Below are 19,305 nucleotides of genomic sequence, written 5' to 3' on the forward strand. Positions count from 1 at the left end.
GCGGATGCCGGCAGTTTCTACAGTGGCGCCATTCCCTCTTTTTTGAGACCGAGGCGCCCGATGGACAACTTCCTCTTTCACAACCCCACGCAGCTTGACTTTGGCACCGGCAAAGAGCGCCTGATCGGCCAGCATGTGGCGGCGCATGGCGTGCGCAAGGTGCTGCTGGCCTATGGCAGCGAGCGCATTCGGCGCGACGGTCTGTTTGACACGGTGGTCGCCAGCCTGGCCGAGCAGGGCGTGGCGGTGGTGCCCTTTGGCGGCATCGTCAGCAACCCGCTGCTGTCCACCGTGCGTGAGGCCATGGCCGTGGCGCGCCGCGAGCGGGTGGACGGGGTGCTGGCCGTGGGCGGCGGCTCGGTGCTGGACAGCGCCAAGGCCATTGCCGCTGGTGTGCCCCACCCGGGCGATGTGTGGGAGCTGTTCCTGCGCACGGCGCCCATCACCCAGGCGCTGCCGGTGTTTGCGGTGCTCACCCTGGCGGCCACCGGCAGTGAGATGAACGCGGGCGCCGTGGTCACCAATGACGCCACGCAGGAGAAGTTCGCCATCCAGTCGCCGCTGCTGTTCCCCAAGGTGTCGGTGGTGAACCCGGCGTTGATGCAGAGCGTGCCGCGTGACTACTTGGCCTATTCCGCCGCCGACATCATTGCCCACAGCATCGAGGGCTACTTCACCGCCACCGTGCAGCCGCGTTTTCATTCGCGCTTGACCGAGGCCATCGTCAACACGGTGATCGACACCACCGAGACCCTGCTGGCCGACCCAACCCACTACGCCGCCCGCGCCGAATTCGCCTGGGCCGCCACCCAGGCCTTGAACGGCACGCTCTACGCCGGCACCGCCGGCTACAGCTACCCCAACCACATGATCGAGCACAGCCTGTCGGCGCTGTTCAACGTGCCGCACGGCGCCGGCTTGTCGGTGGTGATGCCGGCGTGGATGCGCTGGTACAGCCGCCGCCACCCGGCGCAGTTCGAGCGCTTTGCGCAGCAGGTGTTTCAGGTGCAGGGCGCCGAGGCCGGCATTGCCGCGCTGCAGGCCTGGTTCGACAAGATCGGCACGCCCACGCGGCTGTCGCAATTGGGCATCGCCCCCGATGAGCTGCCTGCCACCGTGGAGAACGTGCTGGGCAACGCCCGCTACTTTGGCCTGGCCGATCTCTACACCCGTGAGGTGGTGCAAGAGATTTTGGAAAGCGCGCTGTGAGCCTGCGCTTACCTTGGCGCGGGTCCACCGCAGCGGCAGCGCTGGTGGCCGCCGCTGGCCTGGGCGCCTGCACCTCCGCCACCCTGCCGCCCCCCGACACCACCCCCACCCCCGCCGGAGCTGACGACATGAGTTTTCGAGAAGGCCTCAAGCTGACGTGGCAGATGCTGTTTGACAAGCCGGAAGGCACCCGGCCCGACGCCGTGGCACCGGTGCCGGTGCAGGCCCTCCGCCCGGCCGATCTGGCGGCGGCGCCCGTGGGCAGCCTGTGGCGCCTGGGGCACTCCACCGTGCTGCTCAAGCTGGAGGGAGGCTTTTGGATCACCGACCCGGTGTTTGGCCAGCGGGCCTCGCCGGTGTCGTTTGCCGGGCCGTCGCGCTTTCATGCGCCGCCGATTGCGCTGGGAGACCTGCCGCCCCTGGCCGGCGTGATCCTCTCGCACGACCACTACGACCACCTCGACAAAGCCACCGTGCGCGCCCTGGCGCCGCGGACCCAGCACTTCATCACCCCCACCGGTGTGGGCGCGCTGCTGGTGGACTGGGGCATTCCGGCGGCCAAGGTGCAGGAGCTGGGCTGGTGGCAGCACACCACGGTGGGCGGGCTCACGCTCACCGCCACGCCGGCGCAGCATTTCTCGGGCCGGGGCCTGTTTGACCGCAACCAGCGCCTGTGGTGCGGTTGGGCGCTGCGCACCGCCGCCACGGCCACCGCACCCAGCCTGAACCTGTTTTTCAGCGGCGACTCGGGCTACTTTGACGGCTTCAAGGCCATTGGCGAGCGCTTGGGCCCCTTCGATGTGACCCTGCTGGAAGCCGGCGCCTACGACCGCCGCTGGCAGGCGGTGCACATGCTGCCCGAGCACACCGTGCAGGCCCACCACGACCTGCGCGGCCGCTGGCTGCTGCCCATCCACAACGGCACCTTTGACCTGGCCTTCCACCGCTGGACCGAGCCGCTGGAGCGGGTGGCTCAGGCCGCCGAAGCCCAAGAGGTGCCGCTGCTGACGCCGGTGTTTGGCGCCCGCGTTGCGTTGGCGGCGCCACAGCCCACACCGGCGTGGTGGCGGCCCGGGAAGGTGTCACCGATTCGGTGGGCGCCCACGCAACCACCCGTGGGGTTCGCCAGTGGAGTCAAGGTCCCGCGTTGAGCGGGGCGCGCCAGGCGCCGTCCCAATCCGTCCACGGGGATGCCGGCGTGTTGCGCCTGTTTGCGAAAGATTACGCTTGCTTGCGGCACAGGCGGCGCCGTGTACCCCCCACGGCGGCCAGACCCGCCAGCATCAGGGCCAGGGAAGCCGGCTCGGGCACAGCAGCGGCGGTGGCAAAGGTGATGTTGTCCACGCCCCAAGCATCGCTGCTGACGTTGCTCAGCGTGACGCTCTGGAAGGTGTTGGTGTTGGTGAAGCCGAAGTAGCTGGCGCCGCCATTGACGTTGACCGGGACGTTGAGGGTCTGCGTCTGCCCATCGTCGAAGGTGATGACCATCTGCGTGGTGCCGCTGAAGCTGGTTTGCAGTCCGGTGAAGTAGCCACCGAAGGCATGGGTGCCACCGGAGAAGCTGAAGGTGATGCCGCCTTGAGGGGCGCCTGCCCACTGGCTGCCGTTGGCGGTCACGTTGAAGCCGTACAGGTTGCCCCAATTGGCGTTGCTGACGCCGCTGAAGTCTGGCCCGAAGTTGCTGCCGGAGAAGGACACCGTTGCAGCGCCTTCGGTGAAGCCGCCCATGCCCAGGTTCTGTCCCTCGAAAGTGAGGGTCTGCAGGCTGCCGAATGCGATCGCGGCGGCTTGAAATTGAGCTTCTGCGGCAGCGGATTGGGTCCAGGGGCCGGAGGTGGGCGCGCCGTCGTCACTGCCGGTATAGGTGTTGACCGCAGCCTGCGCGGCGCCGGTGCAGGCCAGCAGGGCCAAGGTGAGGGCGGTGGTCTTGAATGGGCGGGGCATGAAAACGTCCTTATATCCAGGTGCAGAAAGACCGCACGCCACTTGCGCACAGCGTCGTGTCGGGGGGCGGAGTCTCTGTTCCCCCTTGCGTCTCCAACTGCTGGATTTGGTAACTGAATGCGGGCTCGCCCCACCGTTCCTGGGCGACCCGGCCCGCCTGTGCTGGCTTGCGGTCAGCCCCAGCGCAGAGGCACGCTCGGCGCCTCTCGCACCACACTCTGCGGATCGGTCTGCGGCGCACCGGCCTGCAGGGACAGGGGCAGCACGCCGGCCCACACCGGCCAGGCCATGTCCTCGTCGTCGTCCTTGGGGCCACCACTGCGGGCCTTGAGGCTGGCTTCGGCCAGCGACAGGCGCAGCACCGTGGTGGCGTTTAGCTCCTTGTCGCTCACCGGGCGCAACGCGTTCCAGCGGCCGGGCGAGAGCTTCTCCATGAAGGCTTGCAGGCTGCGGAATTTGGCGGCCGTGCCGTCCACCGTTTCAAAGCGCCCGTACACCACCACCGAGCGGTAGTTCATGCTGTGGTGGAAAGCCGAGCGCGCCATGACCAGTCCGTCCAGCAGGCTGAGGGTGACGCAGCATTCACTGGCCACCAAGGCCTTGAGCAGGCGTGAGGCCTTGGCCCCGTGGATGTAGAGGTGCCCGCCCTCGCGCCAGACGGCGGTGGGGATCACATGCACGCTGCCCTCGTGGGCAAAGCCGATATGGGCCAGCGGCGCGGCGTCGACCACGGCGGCGATGGCCTCAGCGTCATAGGTGGCGCGCTCGGGCAGGCGGCGCACGCGGGTGCGCTCGGAAGGGGCTGCGTTCGGGGTGGCCATGCCAGGGTTCCAGTTCCATGCCAGGGGTTCAACACAGCCGGCAGGGTAGGAGGGTGGTGGCATCATGAAAAGATCCACCACAGTGGACATGAATGGAGCCACCGACAAGGAGAAGCGATGGACTGGCGTTGGCTGTTGACGGTGCCGGCCACCGAGGCCGAGGCGGTGGCCCGCCTGCCGCGGCAGCGCCTGCTCTATGCGCGGCTGCGGGCGGCGGTGCTGGCCGGCCGCCTGGTCGCGGGCACCCGTCTGCCTGCCAGCCGCGAGCTGGCCACCGAGCTGGGGCTGGCCCGCAACACCGTGCTGTGGGCCTATGGGCAGCTGACGGCCGAGGGGGTGCTGCGTGCCACCCGGCATGGCACCTGGATTGCCCCCGTGGCGCCCACCACGCCGGCGGTGACCGCCCCGTCCCCCCGCCGGCGCCCGGACGCCGCGGCGGCCACGCCACCCGATGGCCTGCCGCCGCTGTCGCGCCGTGCCCAGACCCTGCGCGGTGAGGAGGTGGAGCCGGCCCTGATGCCTTTTGCCCTGGGCATGCCCGATGTGGCGGACTTTCCGGCCCGTGCCTGGCGTGCCAGTCTGGACCGGGCCTGGCGGCAGGCCAGCGCCCGCCAGCTGGGCTATTCCCCCGGTGGCGGCGAGCCCGTGTTGCGCCAGGCGCTGGCGGGCTACCTGGGCGCCTCGCGCGGCCTGCCGGTGCGCGCCGAGCAGGTGATCGTGACCGCCGGCACGCAGGCCGGGCTGGACCTCTGCGCCCGTCTGCTGGCCGACGCCGGTGACACCGCCTGGGTGGAGAACCCCGGCTACCCCGCCGCGCGTGCGGCGCTGGCCCTGGCCGGGTTGCAGTTGCATGGTGTGCCGGTGGATGGCGAGGGCCTGGCCCCCACGGCGGCAGACTGGGCGCGCCACCGCCCGCGGCTGGTGGTGGTCACGCCCTCGCACCAGTTCCCTACGGGGGCGGTGATGTCGCTGCCGCGCCGGCTGGCCCTGATCGAGCAGGCCCGGACCCACGGCGCCTGGATCCTGGAGGATGACTACGACAGCGAGTTCCGCCGCGGCGGCGCGCTGCTGCCGGCCTTGCTGGGGTTGCGTGAGCAGGCGCCGGTGATCTATGCCGGTACCTTTTCCAAGACCTTGTTTCCCGGCCTGCGGCTGGGCTATCTGGTGGTGCCGCCTGAGCGGGCGGCGGCCTTTGCTGCGGCGGCGGCCCAGGCGCTGCGCCCGGGCCAGGGGATCGAGCAGGTGGCCTTGGCGGACTTCATCGTCCGCGGGGCCTACACCACCCACCTGCGGCGCATGCGCCGCCGCTATGCACTGCGGCGCGAGACGCTGCGCGCCTGCCTGCTGCAGTCCTTCGGGCCGCATGGGGCGGTGGTCACCGGGGGCGAGGCCGGCCTGCACCTCACCCTCTGGTGGCGCCAGGGGCCGGCGGATGTGGCGCTGGCCCAGGCGGCCCTGGCGCAGGGCGTGATGGCGCGGCCACTCAGCCGCTATGCCCTGGCGCCGCTGCATCCGCCTGGCGTGCAGGGCCTGGTGCTGGGCTTTGGCTGTGCGCCGCAGGCACGCATTGCCTGCGCCGTGGAGCGGCTGCTCCAGGCCTGGCAGCAGGTGGCGTAGCGCTGGATCCGGCTTGACCGGCCGCAAACCTGGGGCAACGCACGCGCGCTGCGGCGGCCCTGGCACCGGATTGCGCTTGAGGGGCGCGGCCGCCGGCCGATATCTCCGCCAGACACAAGGTCATCAACGGCCGGGAAGGGAGTCTGGATGTTTGGGAACTTGACGTTGCGCGGCCGCTTGCTGGCGGGCTTTGGCGCCATGCTGCTGCTCTTGATGGTGATGGTGGGGGTGGGCCAGGGGCAGATGGGCCGGCTCAAGGCGGGCACGGACGCCTTCAGCACCAACATCGTGCCCTCGCTGACCGAGCAGAACACCATGGGGCAGGCCTTGAGCACCTTCCGGCGCTACGAGCTGCGTCACCTGCTGACCGACGACGCGCAGGCCATGGACGCGGTGGAGGCCGAGATGGCCAAGGCGAAGGCGCGCTTTGTCGAGGCGCTGGACCGCTACGCCCAGGGCCTGCTGTCCGACGAGCGCGACCGGGCACTGGAGGTGCAGACCCGGCAGGCGGCCATGGCCTACTTCCAGGGCTGGGAAGCCATGCGCGCCCTGTCCCGGGCCACGGCCGCGGACCCGACCGCGCTGGAGCGGGCCAAGGCCCAGATGCCCGCCCGACAGGCGGTGTTTGACCAGGCCGTGGCTGCGGTGGAAGCCTGGTGGGCCCACAACCTGCAGCTCAGCGCGCAGGCCCGCAACGAGGCCGAGGCCACGCACGGCCAGGCCACCGGGATCATGCTGGCCCTGACGGCCGCTGCCCTGCTCACCGGTGTGGCTGCGGCCCTGGTCATCACCCGCTCGGTCCAGCGTCAGCTGGGCGGCGATCCGGAGTACGCCAAGGCGGTGGTGGCCGAGATCGCCCGGGGCCACCTGGATGTGCAGGTGCAGCTGCGCGCCGGCGACGACAGCAGCCTGCTGGCGGCCATGCGCGCCATGCGCGACCGCCTGGCCGAGGTGGTCAGTCAGGTGCGCTCGGCCAGCGAGAGCATTGCCACCGGCTCAGCCCAGATCGCCATGGGCAACGCCGACCTGAGCCAGCGCACCGAGGAGCAGGCGGGCAACCTGCAGCAGACGGCCTCGTCCATGGAGCAGCTGGCCGACACGGTGCGCACCAGTGCCGGCGCCGCCTCCGAGGCCAACGGCCTGGCGGGCCAGGCCTCCGGTGCCGCGGCCGAGGGCGGGCACAAGGTCACCCAGGTGGTGCAGACCATGGAAGACATCGCCGAGTCTTCGCGCCGCATCCAAGACATCATTGGCGTCATCGACGGCATCGCCTTCCAGACCAACATCCTGGCGCTGAACGCGGCGGTGGAGGCCGCCCGCGCCGGCGAGCAGGGCCGCGGTTTTGCGGTGGTGGCCGGCGAGGTACGCACCCTGGCCGGGCGCAGTGCTGATGCCGCCCGCGAGATCAAGAGCCTGATCGGGGCCAGCGTGGAGAAGGTGGACGCCGGCACCCGCCAGGTGCGCGAGGCCGGCGGGGCCATGGCGCACATCGTGGCCCAGGTGCGCAGCGTCAGCGAGCGCATCCACCAGCTCACCGAGGCCGCCGCCGACCAGTCCAGCGGCATTGGCCAGATCAACGATGCCGTCACCCAGCTCGACCAGGCCACGCAGCAGAACGCCGCACTGGTGGAGCAGAGCGCTGCCGCCGCCGAGAGCCTGCGCCAGCAGGCCGAGCGCCTCACCCAGGTGGTGGGCAGCTTCCGCCTGCGCGGCTGAGGGGGCGCCAACTCGTTGGCAGGCCGTCTCAGGCGGGCTGCAGGCTCAGGTGCAGGGGCGTGCGGGGCCGCAGCGTCACCGCCATCTCGGGTTGTGGCGCGGCAGCGCCCGGCACCGGCGCCAGGCGCCAGCGCTGCAGCAGCAGGGCGGCCACCACCGTCATCTCGTCTTGTGCCAGGTGCTGGCCCAGGCAGACCCGGGGGCCGGCGCCAAACGGCATCCAGGCCCCGCGCGGTCGTTGCTCGTCGGGCTGCAGGAAGCGCTCGGGTCGGAAGTGCCCAGGTTGCGGATACCAGCGCGCGTCGCGCTGCAGCTGCTGCACCGGAATCATGAACAGCGTGCGCGCCGGCAGGGTGCGCCCGCCCAGGGTGACCGGGGCGGTGGCCCGCCGGTTGATGAGCATGGGCGCGGCCGGGTACAGGCGCTGCGACTCTTGCAGGCTGGCCCGCAGTCGCGGCAGCGCGCTCAGGTGCTGCGGCCCGGGATCGGCGCCCGCCAGCGCCTGCGCCACCTCCCGGGCCAGGCGGTCCTGTTCCTGCGGGTCGGCGGCCAGGCACCAGCACCACCAGGTCAGGCTGGCCGCCACCGTCTCGTGGCCGGCCAGAAAGGCGGTGGTGCATTCGTCGGCCACCGCGCGCAGGGTCCAGCGTCCGGGCTCGGCGCGGTGCAGGGCCATCAGGCGGCTGAGCAGGTCATCGGGCCAACTGTCCTCGGGCTGGGCCAGGCGATCCTGCAGGTGGTTCTCCACCAGGCCGCGCAGCACGGCCATGGCGTGGCGTTTGCGCGCCTTCCAGGGCATGGCGTCAGGCCAGCTGGCGGGCCAGAAGAACTCGCCCTGGGCGATGCGGCTGACCGTCTGCACCGCCTGCTCGGCCGCCTCCAGCGCGGCCGGCTCCAGGCGGCTGGAGAACACTGCCTGCAGGATGACCGCCATGGTCAGCTGGGTCAGGCGCTGCTCCACCGGCCAGCGCGCGTGCTGCGTCGGCCAGTCCTGCAGTTGGCCGCGCACGGTGGCCACCAGGCCCGGCACCAGGCTCTTGACCGCCTTGGGGGCAAAGGCGGGCTGCAGGGCCAGGCGTTGGGCATGCCAGTCGGCGCCTTCGCGCACCAGCACACTCTGCCCATGCAGGCCGGCGAAGACCTCCACCGGCCGTTCCGCACGGATCAGGCGGTCGTGCTGCTGCACCAGCAGCTCGCGCACCAGGCCCGGGTGCATGACCAGCACCACCTGCTCGGGCACGATGCGCAGGTGCACCAGGTCGCCCCAGTCGCGCTGCAGGCCTTCCAGGGTGCCGGCCATGTCGCGGCGCATGCGCCACAGCCAGGACCAGCCGGTGGGGCCGCTCGGCGGGCCGGGAGGCCAGGGGCCGGGCCGGGCCGCTGGCGGGGCCTTGGCGGTGGTGGCGGTGGTGGCGGTGGTGGTGTCGGTGGTGTGCACCGGGCAGGTGCCGCGGGGCGGCTGCGCCGCGGCGGGGCAGGGCGGCAGGGGCGTGGTGTCGGCGTTCATGGCATGGCATGCTGCCGGCCGCTGAACTGGCCGTCTTGAACCCAAACGACATGCCCGACCTTGTGCCGCACGCTACCCCCGCCCCTGCCTCCAGGTCGCCTGTTCGCGGGGGGCTGCATCCGATGCAACGAGCGCCCCGGCATCCCCAGGGCGAGTCCTGTGCCTGGCTGCAGCCGGTGCCGGCGGTGCTGCAAGGGGCGCTGGTGGCGGTGGTGATGCGCGACACCCGTGGCGTGTCCCTGGACGATGCCCAGCGGCTGAGCCACTTTCCGGCCTCGCCGCTGATGAGCCTGTCGTGGTTCCATGGCGCCGAGGTGGGCTTCATGCAGCCCGACGGGGCCTGGTCGCCGTTTGGCGCCGACGTGGTGGTCTTTGGCAGCCAGCTGACGCCGCGGGTGACCTGGGCGCCGCGCACCGGTTTTGGCGGCATGCTCTGCTTCACCCCGGATGTGGCCCAGGCGCTCTTCGGCCTGGACCCGGCGGCCCTGGTGGATGGCTTGGCGCCAGCGGCGGCGGTGCTGGACCGCAGCTGGCAGCCGTGGCTGCGGGCCCTGCCGCAGGCCACCACGCCGGCAGCGGCCATGGCCCTGATCACCGCGGCGCTGGGGCCACGCTGGCAGGTGCTGCAGGGCCGTGCCGGCCAGGCACCCAGCCTGCGCCAGGTCGGCCGGGCCTGGGTGGGGCGGTTGGCCCTGCAGGCGCTGCAGTGGCGCCAGGGCCGCAGCCCGCGCCAGGTGGAGCGGCGCCTCAAGGAATGGACCGGCCGTTCGCTGCGCGATTGGCAGGCCCTGGTGCGCACCGAGGGACTGTTCTTTGCCGCCCGCGACCGGCAGGCGCAGGGCCTGCCCTTTGACTGGGCAGGCCTGGCCCAAGACGAAGGCTTTGCCGACCAGGCCCATCTGGTGCGCAGCGCCAGGCGCATCACCGGCTTTGCCCCCGGCGAGTTTGCGCGCCGCTTTGTCGAGGACGAGTCCTTCTGGATCGTGCGGTTGTGGGTCTGAGCAGGCCCGCGCCTCAGGCGCCCAGGAAGCGCAGCACGTCGTAGCAGGCCCCCATGGTGTGGTAATCGGTCTTTCCGGCGGGGCTCTTCTCGTCGGAATAGGCCCGGTTGTCGGGCGTGCGGATGCGGTACCAGGCGCCGTGGCGGTGGTCGATCATGTGCGCCCAGGCGTAGGCCCACAGGCGGTCGTACCACTGCCAGTACGCGGCCTCGCCGGTGGCCACGGCCAGGCCGGCGGCCGCGGCCAGGCTCTCGGCCTGCACCCAGAAGTACTTGTCGGCGTCGCAGACCGCACCGTCGGGGCCAAAACCGTAGACCAGGCCCCCGTGCACCCCGTCCCAGCCGCGGGCCATGGCGGTGTCAAAGAAGTGCCGCGCGGTGGGCAGCAGCCAGGTGGGCTCGGGCTGGGCGCCGGCGGCCAGTCGGGCACGCAGCTGCAGCAGCAGCTTGGTCCACTCGGTCAGGTGGCCGGTCTGGAAGCCCCAGGGGCGGAAGATGTTGGTCTTGTCCTCGCGGTTGTAGTCCCAGTCCACCACCCAGGCGCCCCGGGCATCGTGGCGGTAGTGCTCCCACACCAGGCCGTCGGCCAGGCCGGCCAGCCGCTGGGTGACGGACTCGGCCAGCGTCAGGGCGCGTTGCAGGTAGAAGGCCTCGCCGGTGGCCTCGTGGGCGGCCAGCATGGCCTCGCAGCCATGCATGTTGGCGTTCTGGCCGCGATAAGGCTGCAGGGTGCCGTCCGGCGCGATCTCGTCGGCATACAGGCCCTGGGCCGGCTCCCAGAAGCGGGCCTCCAGGCGTTCAGCGGTGGCCTGCAGGCCGGCACGGGCCTCGTCCACCCCGGCCATCAGGGCATGGGCATGGGCCAGCAGCACAAAGGCCTGGCCATAGGCGTGCAGGGTGCCGTCCAGCAGCTCGGCGCGCTGGCCGTCCCAGCGCACGCGCCAGGCATGGCCGGGGTTGGGGCCTTCCAGGCTGGGGCAGCCCCGGCCCGGTTCGAACTGGTGGCCCTGGCTCAGGAAGCGCAGGCCGTGGCGTGCGCGGCGCTGGTCCTCGGGCTGGCCGAAGTGGCGCCAGGCCATGGCGTGGTTGAAGACAAAGCGCGTGCTGCTGACCAGATGGCGCTCCACGCGCTCGTAGACCGTGCCGTCGTCCCGGTAAAAGTGAAAGAAGCCGCCGCTGGCGTCCAGGTTGCGCGGGGCATAGAAGGCCAGGGTGTGCTGGATGTGGGCCCGCAGGAAGTCGGGCGAGCGGAAGTCGGGCAGGTCGCGCATAGGGCTGGGGGGTGGGCAGGGTGGGGTATGGGGCCGCAGGGAAGGGGGGTGGCAGGGGCGGTCGCCGGTCAGGGGGGCCAGACCCGGTCCACCAGCGCGGCCACCTCCAGGCGCTCGGCCTGCCGGGCAGCGGCTTCGCGCCATTCGGTAGGGGCCGGGGCGGGGCGGGTGGGCAGCCGTCCGCGCCACAGGCTGGCCTGCAGCGCGGCCACCACCAGCCCGTCGCGCACCGGTGGCGGGGCCACCGAGGCGAGAGCCGGCTGCAGGCGGGCCTGCAACGCTGGCGGCAGCTCGGGCTCGAAGTCCAGCCACAGCCGGCGTGCGCCGCCGGGGCGCAGCGCCACCACCACAAAGCCACCCGCGGGCCGCCCCGGAAACAGCGGCGCCAGCGCCTGGCCGGCGGCCTCGCCCAGGGCGTCCAGGTACAAGTGGAGCTGGTCGATGTCGCCCAGGCGTTCGCGCAGCAGGGCGCCGTCCTGCAGCAGCACGATGCCGGCGGCGGTGAAGGCAGGCACTGCCGTGGCGGCCTGCGTCGTGCCGGCGGCCGCCCACGGGGCGGCCGCCAGGCCCAGCAGGCGGTGCAGCGCGCGGCGGCGGGGGGCGGCGGGAACGTGGGGGGCGTGCATCGTCGGCAGGGGTGGGAGCAGGGCAGCGGCGCATTGTGGGCCGTGGCCGGCGATGGCGCATCCGGGGGTGCCGGAGTTCGGGATGTGCCGGGGCCGCCGCCCGCGCCTAGACTCATCGTCTTCACTGTTCCCCACCGTCGCCGTCATGACCGAGCCGGAATTCCTGCGTCAGGTGCAGGCCCTGCGTCCCCAGCTCCTGCGCTTTGCCCAGCACCAACTGCGCAATGCCGCCTGGGCCGAGGACGCCGTCTCCGAGACCGTGGTGGCCGCCCTGGAGCGCCCGCAGGCCTATGCCGGGGCGTCTGCGCTCAAGACCTGGCTGGTGGGCATCCTCAAGCACAAGGTGGTGGACCAGATCCGTCGCCATGGCCGCGAGGTGCTGGTTGCCGACCTGACCCCGTCGGCGGAGGACGAAGGCGGCGCCGACCTGGACGACCTGCTCTTTGACGCCCGAGGCCACTGGCGCGAGCCGCCCGCCGACTGGGGCGCACCCGGCGCCCTGCTGGCCCAGAAGCAGTTCATGGCGGTGCTGGAGACCTGCGTGGAGCGCCTGCCTGGTCAGCAAGGGCGCGTGTTCCTGATGCGCGAGTGGCTGGAGCTGGATACCGCCGAAATCTGCGAGCAGACCGGCGTCAACGCCGCCCACCTGTTCGTGCTGCTGCACCGTGCCCGGCTGCGCCTGCGGGAGTGCTTGCAGCTGCACTGGTTCGCGCCGGCGGGTCTGCCGGTGCCCGGGGCGGCCACCCCAGGCCTGGCCCGCGGCTGACGCCCGGTTCTCATTTTCCTTTTCCCCTCCAAGTCCCCCGCCATGGCCCTGCTGCCCAACTGCCGAGAGACCACTGCCCTGGCCCTGGCCGCCCAGGACCGGCCCCTGCGCCTGGGTGAGCGCCTGCGCATGGGTCTGCACCAGCGGATGTGCGCCCACTGCGCCCGATTTGCCCACCAGCTCCAGTGCATGGACGACGCGCTGGCCCAGTGGCGGGCCGAAGGCCCGGCCGATGGCCAGGAAGTTCCGCCGCCCCCGCCCGCACGGGACGGGTCATGACCGGCCTGCGCCGGGTCCCTTGGGGGCTGGCCCTGCTCGCCCTGGCGGGCCTGTGCGGGGGTTGTGCCCAGGGGCCAACGGCCGCCCTCTCCGCGCCCCCAGCGGGTCTGACCCTGCTCCTGGCCCCTGTGCCGCAGCCGGTCCCTGCCGACCCCACGGTGTGCCTGCGCTGGGCCGAGCCCGGCGCCGGCACCGCGCTGGAGGCCCGCGCCCTGGCGGCGGTGGCGGTGGAGCTGGAAGGCATGGGGCGGCCGCCCCGTTCCCGGGACTGCGGCCTGACCGTGCTGCTGGGCACGCCGCAGGCGGTGTTCGACGGTGGCGGTGCGCCGCTGGACCTGCGGCCGGCGCTGGCCGCGTTTGAACCGCCCGGCCCCTGGGCGGCGGACGCCCGGATTCGCGACCCCCTGCAGGCGCAGCCGCCCGCCCTCAGCCATGCCGACCTGGCTCCGGTGCGTCGGGTGCTGCGGGCCGGCGCGCCCAAGGTGACCATGGGCGTGGTCCAGAACGGCATCGGCGGCCTCAAGACACCGGGCCGCGCCACCCCGCCCGCCCCGGCCACGGCCAACCTCCCGGTGGGCCCGACCCGGCTGCGCTGGTCCTTGACCTGGCAAGACCCGCATGGCCGGCGTCTGCGCACCGACACCGCCGAGGTGGTGCTGACGTCTCCCGCCGCCGGCTGGGACCAGGCGTGGATGCTGTTGTGGGCCGCCTTGCTGCGCCCGCAGGGCGGCCTCGCGCCGCTGCAGGCGGCACAGGTGCAGGCGGCCAACCTGCCCTGAAATTGCAACAGGCGGGCGCCCGGCCCCTGGTCCGGGTGAGGACCGTCCCAGGCCGAGAGCTCGGCGTTTTCCCGGTCCCGAACGCCACCGCTGACACGTCAGCGAACGCCACTCGGGCCAGATGGTGCCCGGGCCGCGATGAATGGCGCGACCTGCGCCCCCTGGCCGATGGGCAGGCCACTGCCCTTCCGATAGCCTCTCGCGCCTTGTCTGGTGGGGCTTCGGCCCTTGGGCCCCAAGGGCCATGCATCACCCATGAGTTACGTCGTTAGCATCTGGAAACATCCCACCACTTGGCCGCTGCCTGGCTGCCTGGAAGAGGCCATGCAGCAGCGTCGTCGGCTGATGCGCCAGGCCGGGCCTGCCGAGCCGCTGTTTCAACAGCTGTGGGCGCGCCTGCAGCAGCGCCTGCCCGGCCTGCTGCCCACGGCCGACGCGCCTTCTCCGTGGTTGGCGCCGCCTCCCCTGGCCCTGCCAGAACAGGCGGGGGCCCGGGTCTGGAACCTGCGGCTGGCCGAAGGCGAGCACCTGGCCGCCGCCCAGGGCTGTGTGGTGGCCGAGGCCCTGGCCCTGGGCCTGTCCCTGCTGGATGAGCAGGCGCGGGAGCTGCACCGCGGCGACGGAGTGAGCCTGGGGGTGGACGACCGGGCCGGCTGCGTCGTCGCCTGGGACCTGCGTGCTCGCCGTCAGTTGACCGATGCCGCGCAGACGCTGGTCCACGCCCTGGCCCGCGGCAACCGCCTGGCCTGCCGCCTGCTGGCTGAGCAGGTGCAGGCCGGCCTGGGCGTGCGTCAGGACCCGGTGCTGGCCGCCGCCCTTACCTTGGCCGCGCACCCCTGGCAGCGTGAGTCCGGCCGTTTGGTGCCGGGCGACGCCGCAGCCCGGGAGGCCGCGGCCACCTTGCGCCACCACCTGGGCCCGGAGGGCCTGCGCCAGGCCGCGGCCTGGCTGCCCCGCCTGCTGCGCAGCCTGGACCCCGCTGCCGACCCCGCCAGCCTGCTGGCGGCCCGCTTGTGGCCCCAGGCGGCCGCGACGGGGGGGGCCGAGGCGGGCGCGGCGCCACCGACCGCCATGCCCGTCAAGGCAACGCCGGCCGCGGAACCGGCCGATGTCGCGTCGCCCACGCGGCTGCCCACCACCGCCCAGCCGCAGGTCGAGGTCATGCTGCACGCCGCCATGGCCGGCGATCCCCGGGCCCAGTGGCAGCTGGGCCGTTGGTGGCAGGCGGGTGAGGCTGGCCTGCCGGCCGATCCCCAGGTGGCCCTGCACTGGTTCCGGCTGGGCGCCGAGCAGGGCCATCCGGGGGCCCAGTGCTCCCTGGCGCAGGCCTGCAAGCAGGGCCAGGGCACGCCGGCCGACCCCGCTGCCGCCGTCATCTGGTGGCAGCGTGCGGCCCACCAGGGCCACGCCGGTGCCCAGTACGCCCTGGGCGTGGCCAGCTGGCAGGGCGAGGGCACCGAGGCCGATCCGCCCGCCGCCCTGCATTGGTTGTTCGCCGCGGCCGCCCAGGGGCAGCCCGAGGCGCTGTTCCTGCTGGGCGATTTCTACGCCATGGGCGTTTCGGTGCCGCGCCACAAGGTGCTGGGTGCCGCCCTGCAGCGCCTGGCCATGCGCCATGGGCACGCCGGGCCGGTGGCGGTGGCGCTCAAGAGCGAGCAGCGCGCCCATGCCCGGGCCTGGGTGCAGGAGTGGCAGCCGGGGCAGGACCTGCGGCCGTGGATACGCCGCCACGGCGGCGGCCTGCCGGTCCATCTGCAGCCCGTGGGACCCACGGGGGAGCCGCTGGACACCACCCTGCCCCTGGACGGCCTGCGCGAGGTGGCCGACACCGGCCCCGGCGCGCCGGACGACGCCGGCCCCGACACCGTGCCGCAGGGCGCGCTGGCCGCCGCCGACTCGCCGCCCACCGGTCGGCGCGGGCCGGCGGAGACCACCACCCGGGTCTTCGCCCCCTGGCAGCCCGGACGGCCCCGCAGCCGTCCGACCGCTTGGTGGCAGGGCCTGCGGACGGCCTGGAGCCGGCTGCGCGGCCCCTGGCGCCGCGGCGGCTCGCGCTCGCCCGCCGGCTGACATCACGGCAGGGGCCGGCCACTTGCGGTACAACCGCGCCCCATGTCTGCCTTTGACGACCAGCGCACGGCGCTGCCCCCCAGCTTCCTGGCCCGCTGCGGCCCTCTCACCGTCCATGGCCGCCCCGTGGCCCGCCTGGATGCGGCTACCCTGGAGGCCCTGGCCGCCCGCCACGAGCTGTGCGAAGACCTGGCCCAGACCCTGGTGCCCTCGGCCCGCGGCCTGCTACACGACCTGGGCCTGCACGAGGACGATGTCCTCACCCGCATCTTCGCCGGCCTGGCCGACGAAAGCGCCGGTCTGCAGCCCGGCGAGGCGGGCTGGATCACCCATCGCCTGGCCGAGCTGTTGGCCTGGGAGGTGCCCAGCGCATGCTGAACCTGCAATACGCCCTGGCCGGTCCGCCGCCGCTGGTGGACGACCTGGCCACTGCCCGCGCCCTGTTTGCCCAGGTGCGGCAGGCCCTGGACGCCCGTGGCCTGGACCTGCGCGAGCCGCCGGAGGAGCCCACCAGCTGCTGCGGTCGCGGGTGCAACGGCTGCGTTTGGGAGGGCTTCTACGCCGCCGCCAACTACTGGCTGGACGACGCCTGGGAATGCCTGCGCGCGGCCTGAGCCGCCGGGCCTGAGTGCCCGGCCCGCCCGCCACGCCGGCGCCAGGCCTTCTCGACCTCCACCGCGGCCACCACCACCGCCGACGCCCCCAGGCACAGGCCCAGCTCCAGGGCGCTGAGCGCCTGGGTGTGGAACACCGGCTGCAGGACCGGCAGGTAGACCGTGGCCCCCTGCAGGACGACCGACAGCGCCACCGCCGCCAGCAGCGGCGGGTTGCTGCGCCAGCCCAGCCGCCACAGCGGTGTGTGCTCCGAGCGGATGGCCAGCAGGTGCGCCATCTGCGCCAGGGTCAGGGTGGTGAAGACCATGGTCTGCCACGGGCGGGTGCCGTCCTGCATCGCCCAGGCCTGCAGGCCCAGGCACAGCACGGCCATCAGCAGGCCCACCCAGAGCGTGTGCTGCCACAGGCCGTGGGCAAAGACGCTCTCTTCGGGGGGGCGGGGCGGGCGGCGCATCACGCCGCGCTCGGCCGGCTCGGTGGCCAGGGCCAGGCCGGGCAGGCCATCGGTCACCAGGTTGATCCAGAGGATGTGCAGCGGCAGCAGGGCAATGGGCAGGCCCAGCAGCGGGCCGGCCAGCAGCACCCAGATCTCGGCGGAGTTGCCGGTCATCGCATAACGGATGAACTTGCGGATGTTGTCGAAGATGCGCCGGCCCTCGCGCACCGCCGCCACGATGGTGGCGAAGTGGTCGTCCAGCAGCACCAGGCCGGCCGCCTGGCGGGCCACGTCGGTGCCGCCCCGGCCCATGGCCACACCGATGTCAGCGGCCTGCAGCGCCGGGGCGTCGTTGACCCCGTCGCCGGTCATGGCGGTGAACTCGCCGCGCGCCTGCAGCGCCTGCACCAAGCGGATCTTTTGTGCCGGGTCGGTGCGGGCGTAGACCGACACCACGGCCACCGCCTCGGACAAGGTGGCGTTGTCCATGTCGGCCAGGTCGGCGCCAGTCAGCACCGGCGGCCAGCGTCCGGCGGCATCGGCACCGGAGGGTGGGGCGTGCAGGCCCAGTTGCCGGGCGATGGCCAGGGCGGTCTGCGGGTGGTCGCCGGTGATCATCACGGGGCGGATGCCCGCGGCCAGGCATTCGGCCACGGCGGCTGCGGCCTCGGGGCGCGGGGGGTCGATCAGGCCCACCAGGCCCAGCAGCGACAGGTCCTGCTCCACCGTGTCGGCTTCGGCGTCCGCCGCGGCGTCGGCCGGCGTGGCGCCCGGGCGCTGTGCCAGGGCCAGCACCCGCAGGCCCTGACCGGCCAGCGCCTGGGCCCGGGCCAGCCAGGCTTGGGCGTCCAGGGCGGCGCCGCGGGCGTCCGTGCGGCAGCGGGGCAGCAGGCTTTCGGGCGCTCCCTTGCACAGCAGGCCCAGGCCGGGGTGCAGGGTGCTCATGCGCTTGCGGCTGGCGTCAAAGGGCCACTCGGCCAGGCGCGCCTCGGTCTGCCGTACCGCCAGGTTCACGCCCTGGCCGCCGTCCTGCGCCAGGCCGGCGAGGGCCCACTGGGCCAGGGCGGTCTCGGTGGGGTCGCCCTGCCAGGCGTGCGGGGCCCCGGCGGCGTCCGGCGTGGCGTCGTTGCAGAGCAGGGCTGCGGTCTGCAGGACCTCCAGGTCCTGGGGCGCCACCGGCACGGCCTGGTGCACCACCATGCGGTTCTGGGTCAGGGTGCCGGTCTTGTCCGAGCAGATGGTGGTGACCGAGCCCAAGGTCTCCACCGCCGGCAGGTGCCGCACCAGCGCCCGCTGCTGCACCAGGCGCCGCGCGCCCAGGGCCAGCAGCACCGTGACCACCGCCGGCAGGGCCTCGGGAATGGCGGCCACGGCCAGGCTGATGGCCGTCAGCGCCATGGGCAGCAGGGGCTCGCCGCGCGCCCAGCCCAGCGCGAACACCCCCAGGCAGATGGCCACCACCACCCCGGACAGGCGCTGCCCAAAGGCGGCCAGCCGGCGCTGCAAGGGGGTGCCGCGGTCGGGTCCCCCCTGCTCCAGCAGCCGGGCCACCTGGCCCAGTTGGGTGCCGCCGCCGGTGGCCACCACCAGCCCCTCGGCCCGGCCGTGGGTCACCAGGGTGCCCTTCCAGGCCATGTTGTGGCGGTCGCCCACCGGGTGGTCCACCCGACCTGGGTCGGGCAGGGGGTCGGGGTGCTTGGCCACCGTCACCGATTCGCCGGTGAGGGCGGACTCGTCCACCCGCAGTTGAGCCACCTCGTGCAGGCGAAGGTCGGCCGGCACCAGGTTGCCGGCTTCCAGCAGCACCACGTCGCCCGGCACCAGGGCCTCGGCCGGCACCGGCTGGGCGCGGCCGTCCCGGCGCACCATGGCCTGCGCGGTGGCCAGGCGCTGCAGGGCCGAGAGGGCCTGCTCGGCCTGCCACTCCTGCACCACGGAGATGGCCGCGTTCAGCAGCACGATGGTCAGGATGACCAGGGTATCGGTCAGGTCGCCGATCAGGCCGGAGATGACGGCCGCTGCCATCAGCACGCCGATCATCACGTCCCGGAACGGGGCCAGCAGCCGGGCCACCCAGGTGCGGGAGCGGCCCGTGGGCAGTTGGTTGGGGCCGTGCCGCTGCAGCCGCGCCACGGCTTCGTCGTGGTCCAGCCCTTGTCCCGGGTGCACGCCCCAATGGGCCGCCACCTGGGCGGCGTCTTGCAGATGGGGCGCCGCCGCGGGGGGCGGCGCTTCGGGCCCGGCTGGCGCGGTGGCAAGGGGGGCGGAGGGGGTTGGGTTCATGGCGGGCCTGGGGCGGATGGCGCGGCGGGCGCGGGCCGGGCAGGCGTCACGGCCTCACCAGACCATGCGCCAGCGGGTGCCTTGGAAGCTGAACTGCGCCTCGCGTGGCAACAGCCTCTCCAGCACCAGGCCGGGGGCCACGGCCTGGCCCTCGCGCACCACCTCGCCATTGAGCAGCACAAAGCGGTTGGCTGCATCTTCGGACCAGACCGAGCCGCCCAGGCTGAGCGAAGGCAATTGCCGGCGGATTTCCGGCGGCAGCTCGGCCGCGGTGGGCAGTGCGGGGGCTGCGTCGGGGGATGCGGCGCCCCTGCCGGCCCGAGGCGCGCGCAGGGCGGCGGGAGCCGGGGGGGGCGCCGCGGCGGC

At 73.1% G+C, this 19,305-nt stretch carries 18 protein-coding genes; 11 read left to right on the top strand and 7 right to left on the bottom strand.

Annotated features, from left to right (window positions below):
* The first annotated feature begins 60 nt into the window (after window positions 1–60).
* Window positions 61–1,209, top strand: coding sequence for an iron-containing alcohol dehydrogenase (locus tag G3A44_RS18270; protein ID WP_203561464.1), 1,149 nt, complete (start codon window positions 61–63; stop codon window positions 1,207–1,209).
* Between the two features lie 83 nt (window positions 1,210–1,292).
* Window positions 1,293–2,360, top strand: a complete 1,068-nt coding sequence (locus G3A44_RS18275) for an MBL fold metallo-hydrolase (RefSeq protein ID WP_239061955.1) — start codon at window positions 1,293–1,295, stop codon at window positions 2,358–2,360.
* Window positions 2,361–2,430: 70 nt separating this feature from the next.
* Here G3A44_RS18275 and G3A44_RS18280 read toward each other — a convergent pair whose 3' ends face one another.
* Together G3A44_RS18280 and G3A44_RS18285 are read right to left on the bottom strand one after the other, a co-directional pair.
* Window positions 2,431–3,153: a PEP-CTERM sorting domain-containing protein gene (locus G3A44_RS18280; protein ID WP_163459194.1), complete on the bottom strand. Its 723-nt coding sequence runs from the start codon at window positions 3,151–3,153 to the stop codon at window positions 2,431–2,433.
* 173 nt (window positions 3,154–3,326) lie between these two features.
* A complete protein-coding gene (locus tag G3A44_RS18285) occupies window positions 3,327–3,974 on the bottom strand; it encodes a pyridoxamine 5'-phosphate oxidase family protein (RefSeq protein WP_163459195.1) in 648 nt (215 codons plus the stop codon).
* A gap of 117 nt (window positions 3,975–4,091) precedes the next feature.
* Between G3A44_RS18285 and pdxR the strand changes: the two genes are divergently transcribed.
* Together pdxR and G3A44_RS18295 are read left to right on the top strand one after the other, a co-directional pair.
* Window positions 4,092–5,591 (top strand): MocR-like pyridoxine biosynthesis transcription factor PdxR, encoded by a 1,500-nt coding sequence (gene pdxR / locus G3A44_RS18290; protein WP_163459196.1) that lies wholly within the window; start codon window positions 4,092–4,094, stop codon window positions 5,589–5,591.
* A gap of 147 nt (window positions 5,592–5,738) precedes the next feature.
* Window positions 5,739–7,307 carry a methyl-accepting chemotaxis protein gene (locus G3A44_RS18295; RefSeq protein WP_163459197.1) on the top strand — a complete coding sequence of 523 codons (1,569 nt, stop codon included), beginning with the start codon at window positions 5,739–5,741 and terminating at the stop codon, window positions 7,305–7,307.
* Window positions 7,308–7,335: 28 nt separating this feature from the next.
* On the opposite strand, the gene G3A44_RS18300 is transcribed toward G3A44_RS18295, so the two are convergent.
* On the bottom strand, window positions 7,336–8,814 hold the full coding sequence (locus G3A44_RS18300) for a cytochrome P450 (protein WP_163459198.1): 1,479 nt from the start codon (window positions 8,812–8,814) through the stop codon (window positions 7,336–7,338).
* A 122-nt stretch (window positions 8,815–8,936) separates the two neighbouring features.
* On the opposite strand from G3A44_RS18300, the gene G3A44_RS18305 reads away from it, so the two are divergent.
* Complete coding sequence (locus tag G3A44_RS18305; protein WP_203561465.1) at window positions 8,937–9,815, top strand: helix-turn-helix domain-containing protein; 879 nt, start codon at window positions 8,937–8,939, stop codon at window positions 9,813–9,815.
* Window positions 9,816–9,828: 13 nt separating this feature from the next.
* On the opposite strand, the gene G3A44_RS18310 is transcribed toward G3A44_RS18305, so the two are convergent.
* A complete protein-coding gene (locus G3A44_RS18310; protein ID WP_163459199.1) occupies window positions 9,829–11,085 on the bottom strand; it encodes an AGE family epimerase/isomerase in 1,257 nt (418 codons plus the stop codon).
* 68 nt (window positions 11,086–11,153) lie between these two features.
* Window positions 11,154–11,711 carry a hypothetical protein gene (locus tag G3A44_RS18315; RefSeq protein ID WP_163459200.1) on the bottom strand — a complete coding sequence of 186 codons (558 nt, stop codon included), beginning with the start codon at window positions 11,709–11,711 and terminating at the stop codon, window positions 11,154–11,156.
* Between the two features lie 145 nt (window positions 11,712–11,856).
* Between G3A44_RS18315 and G3A44_RS18320 the strand changes: the two genes are divergently transcribed.
* The 6 genes from G3A44_RS18320 to G3A44_RS18345 all read left to right on the top strand — a co-directional run bounded on the left by G3A44_RS18320 (window position 11,857) and on the right by G3A44_RS18345 (window position 16,219).
* The gene (locus G3A44_RS18320) at window positions 11,857–12,477 is read left to right on the top strand and encodes a sigma-70 family RNA polymerase sigma factor (RefSeq protein ID WP_163459201.1); all 621 of its coding nucleotides are present in this window, start codon (window positions 11,857–11,859) and stop codon (window positions 12,475–12,477) included.
* A 42-nt stretch (window positions 12,478–12,519) separates the two neighbouring features.
* Window positions 12,520–12,756, top strand: coding sequence for an anti-sigma factor family protein (locus tag G3A44_RS18325; protein WP_163459202.1), 237 nt, complete (start codon window positions 12,520–12,522; stop codon window positions 12,754–12,756).
* Window positions 12,753–13,535: a hypothetical protein gene (locus G3A44_RS18330; RefSeq protein ID WP_163459203.1), complete on the top strand. Its 783-nt coding sequence runs from the start codon at window positions 12,753–12,755 to the stop codon at window positions 13,533–13,535. Before G3A44_RS18325 ends, G3A44_RS18330 begins: the two co-directional genes overlap by 4 nt.
* A 255-nt stretch (window positions 13,536–13,790) precedes the next feature.
* Window positions 13,791–15,605 carry a tetratricopeptide repeat protein gene (locus G3A44_RS18335; protein WP_163459204.1) on the top strand — a complete coding sequence of 605 codons (1,815 nt, stop codon included), beginning with the start codon at window positions 13,791–13,793 and terminating at the stop codon, window positions 15,603–15,605.
* Window positions 15,606–15,647: 42 nt separating this feature from the next.
* Window positions 15,648–15,983, top strand: coding sequence for an ATPase with chaperone activity (locus G3A44_RS18340; RefSeq protein ID WP_163459205.1), 336 nt, complete (start codon window positions 15,648–15,650; stop codon window positions 15,981–15,983).
* The gene (locus G3A44_RS18345) at window positions 15,977–16,219 is read left to right on the top strand and encodes an oxidoreductase-like domain-containing protein (protein ID WP_163459206.1); all 243 of its coding nucleotides are present in this window, start codon (window positions 15,977–15,979) and stop codon (window positions 16,217–16,219) included. The genes G3A44_RS18340 and G3A44_RS18345 overlap by 7 nt, the downstream gene beginning before the upstream one ends.
* Here G3A44_RS18345 and G3A44_RS18350 read toward each other — a convergent pair.
* Both G3A44_RS18350 and G3A44_RS18355 read right to left on the bottom strand, forming a co-directional pair.
* Window positions 16,177–18,939, bottom strand: coding sequence for a cation-translocating P-type ATPase (locus G3A44_RS18350; protein ID WP_163459207.1), 2,763 nt, complete (start codon window positions 18,937–18,939; stop codon window positions 16,177–16,179). The genes G3A44_RS18345 and G3A44_RS18350 overlap by 43 nt on opposite strands.
* 54 nt (window positions 18,940–18,993) lie before the next feature.
* A partial coding sequence (locus tag G3A44_RS18355) for a general secretion pathway protein GspB (protein WP_163459208.1) occupies window positions 18,994–19,305 on the bottom strand: 312 nt, incomplete at its 5' end.

The organism is Ideonella livida (genome assembly GCF_010499455.1).
In the GTDB taxonomy this organism is placed as follows: Bacteria; Pseudomonadota; Gammaproteobacteria; order Burkholderiales; family Burkholderiaceae_C; genus Ideonella; species Ideonella livida.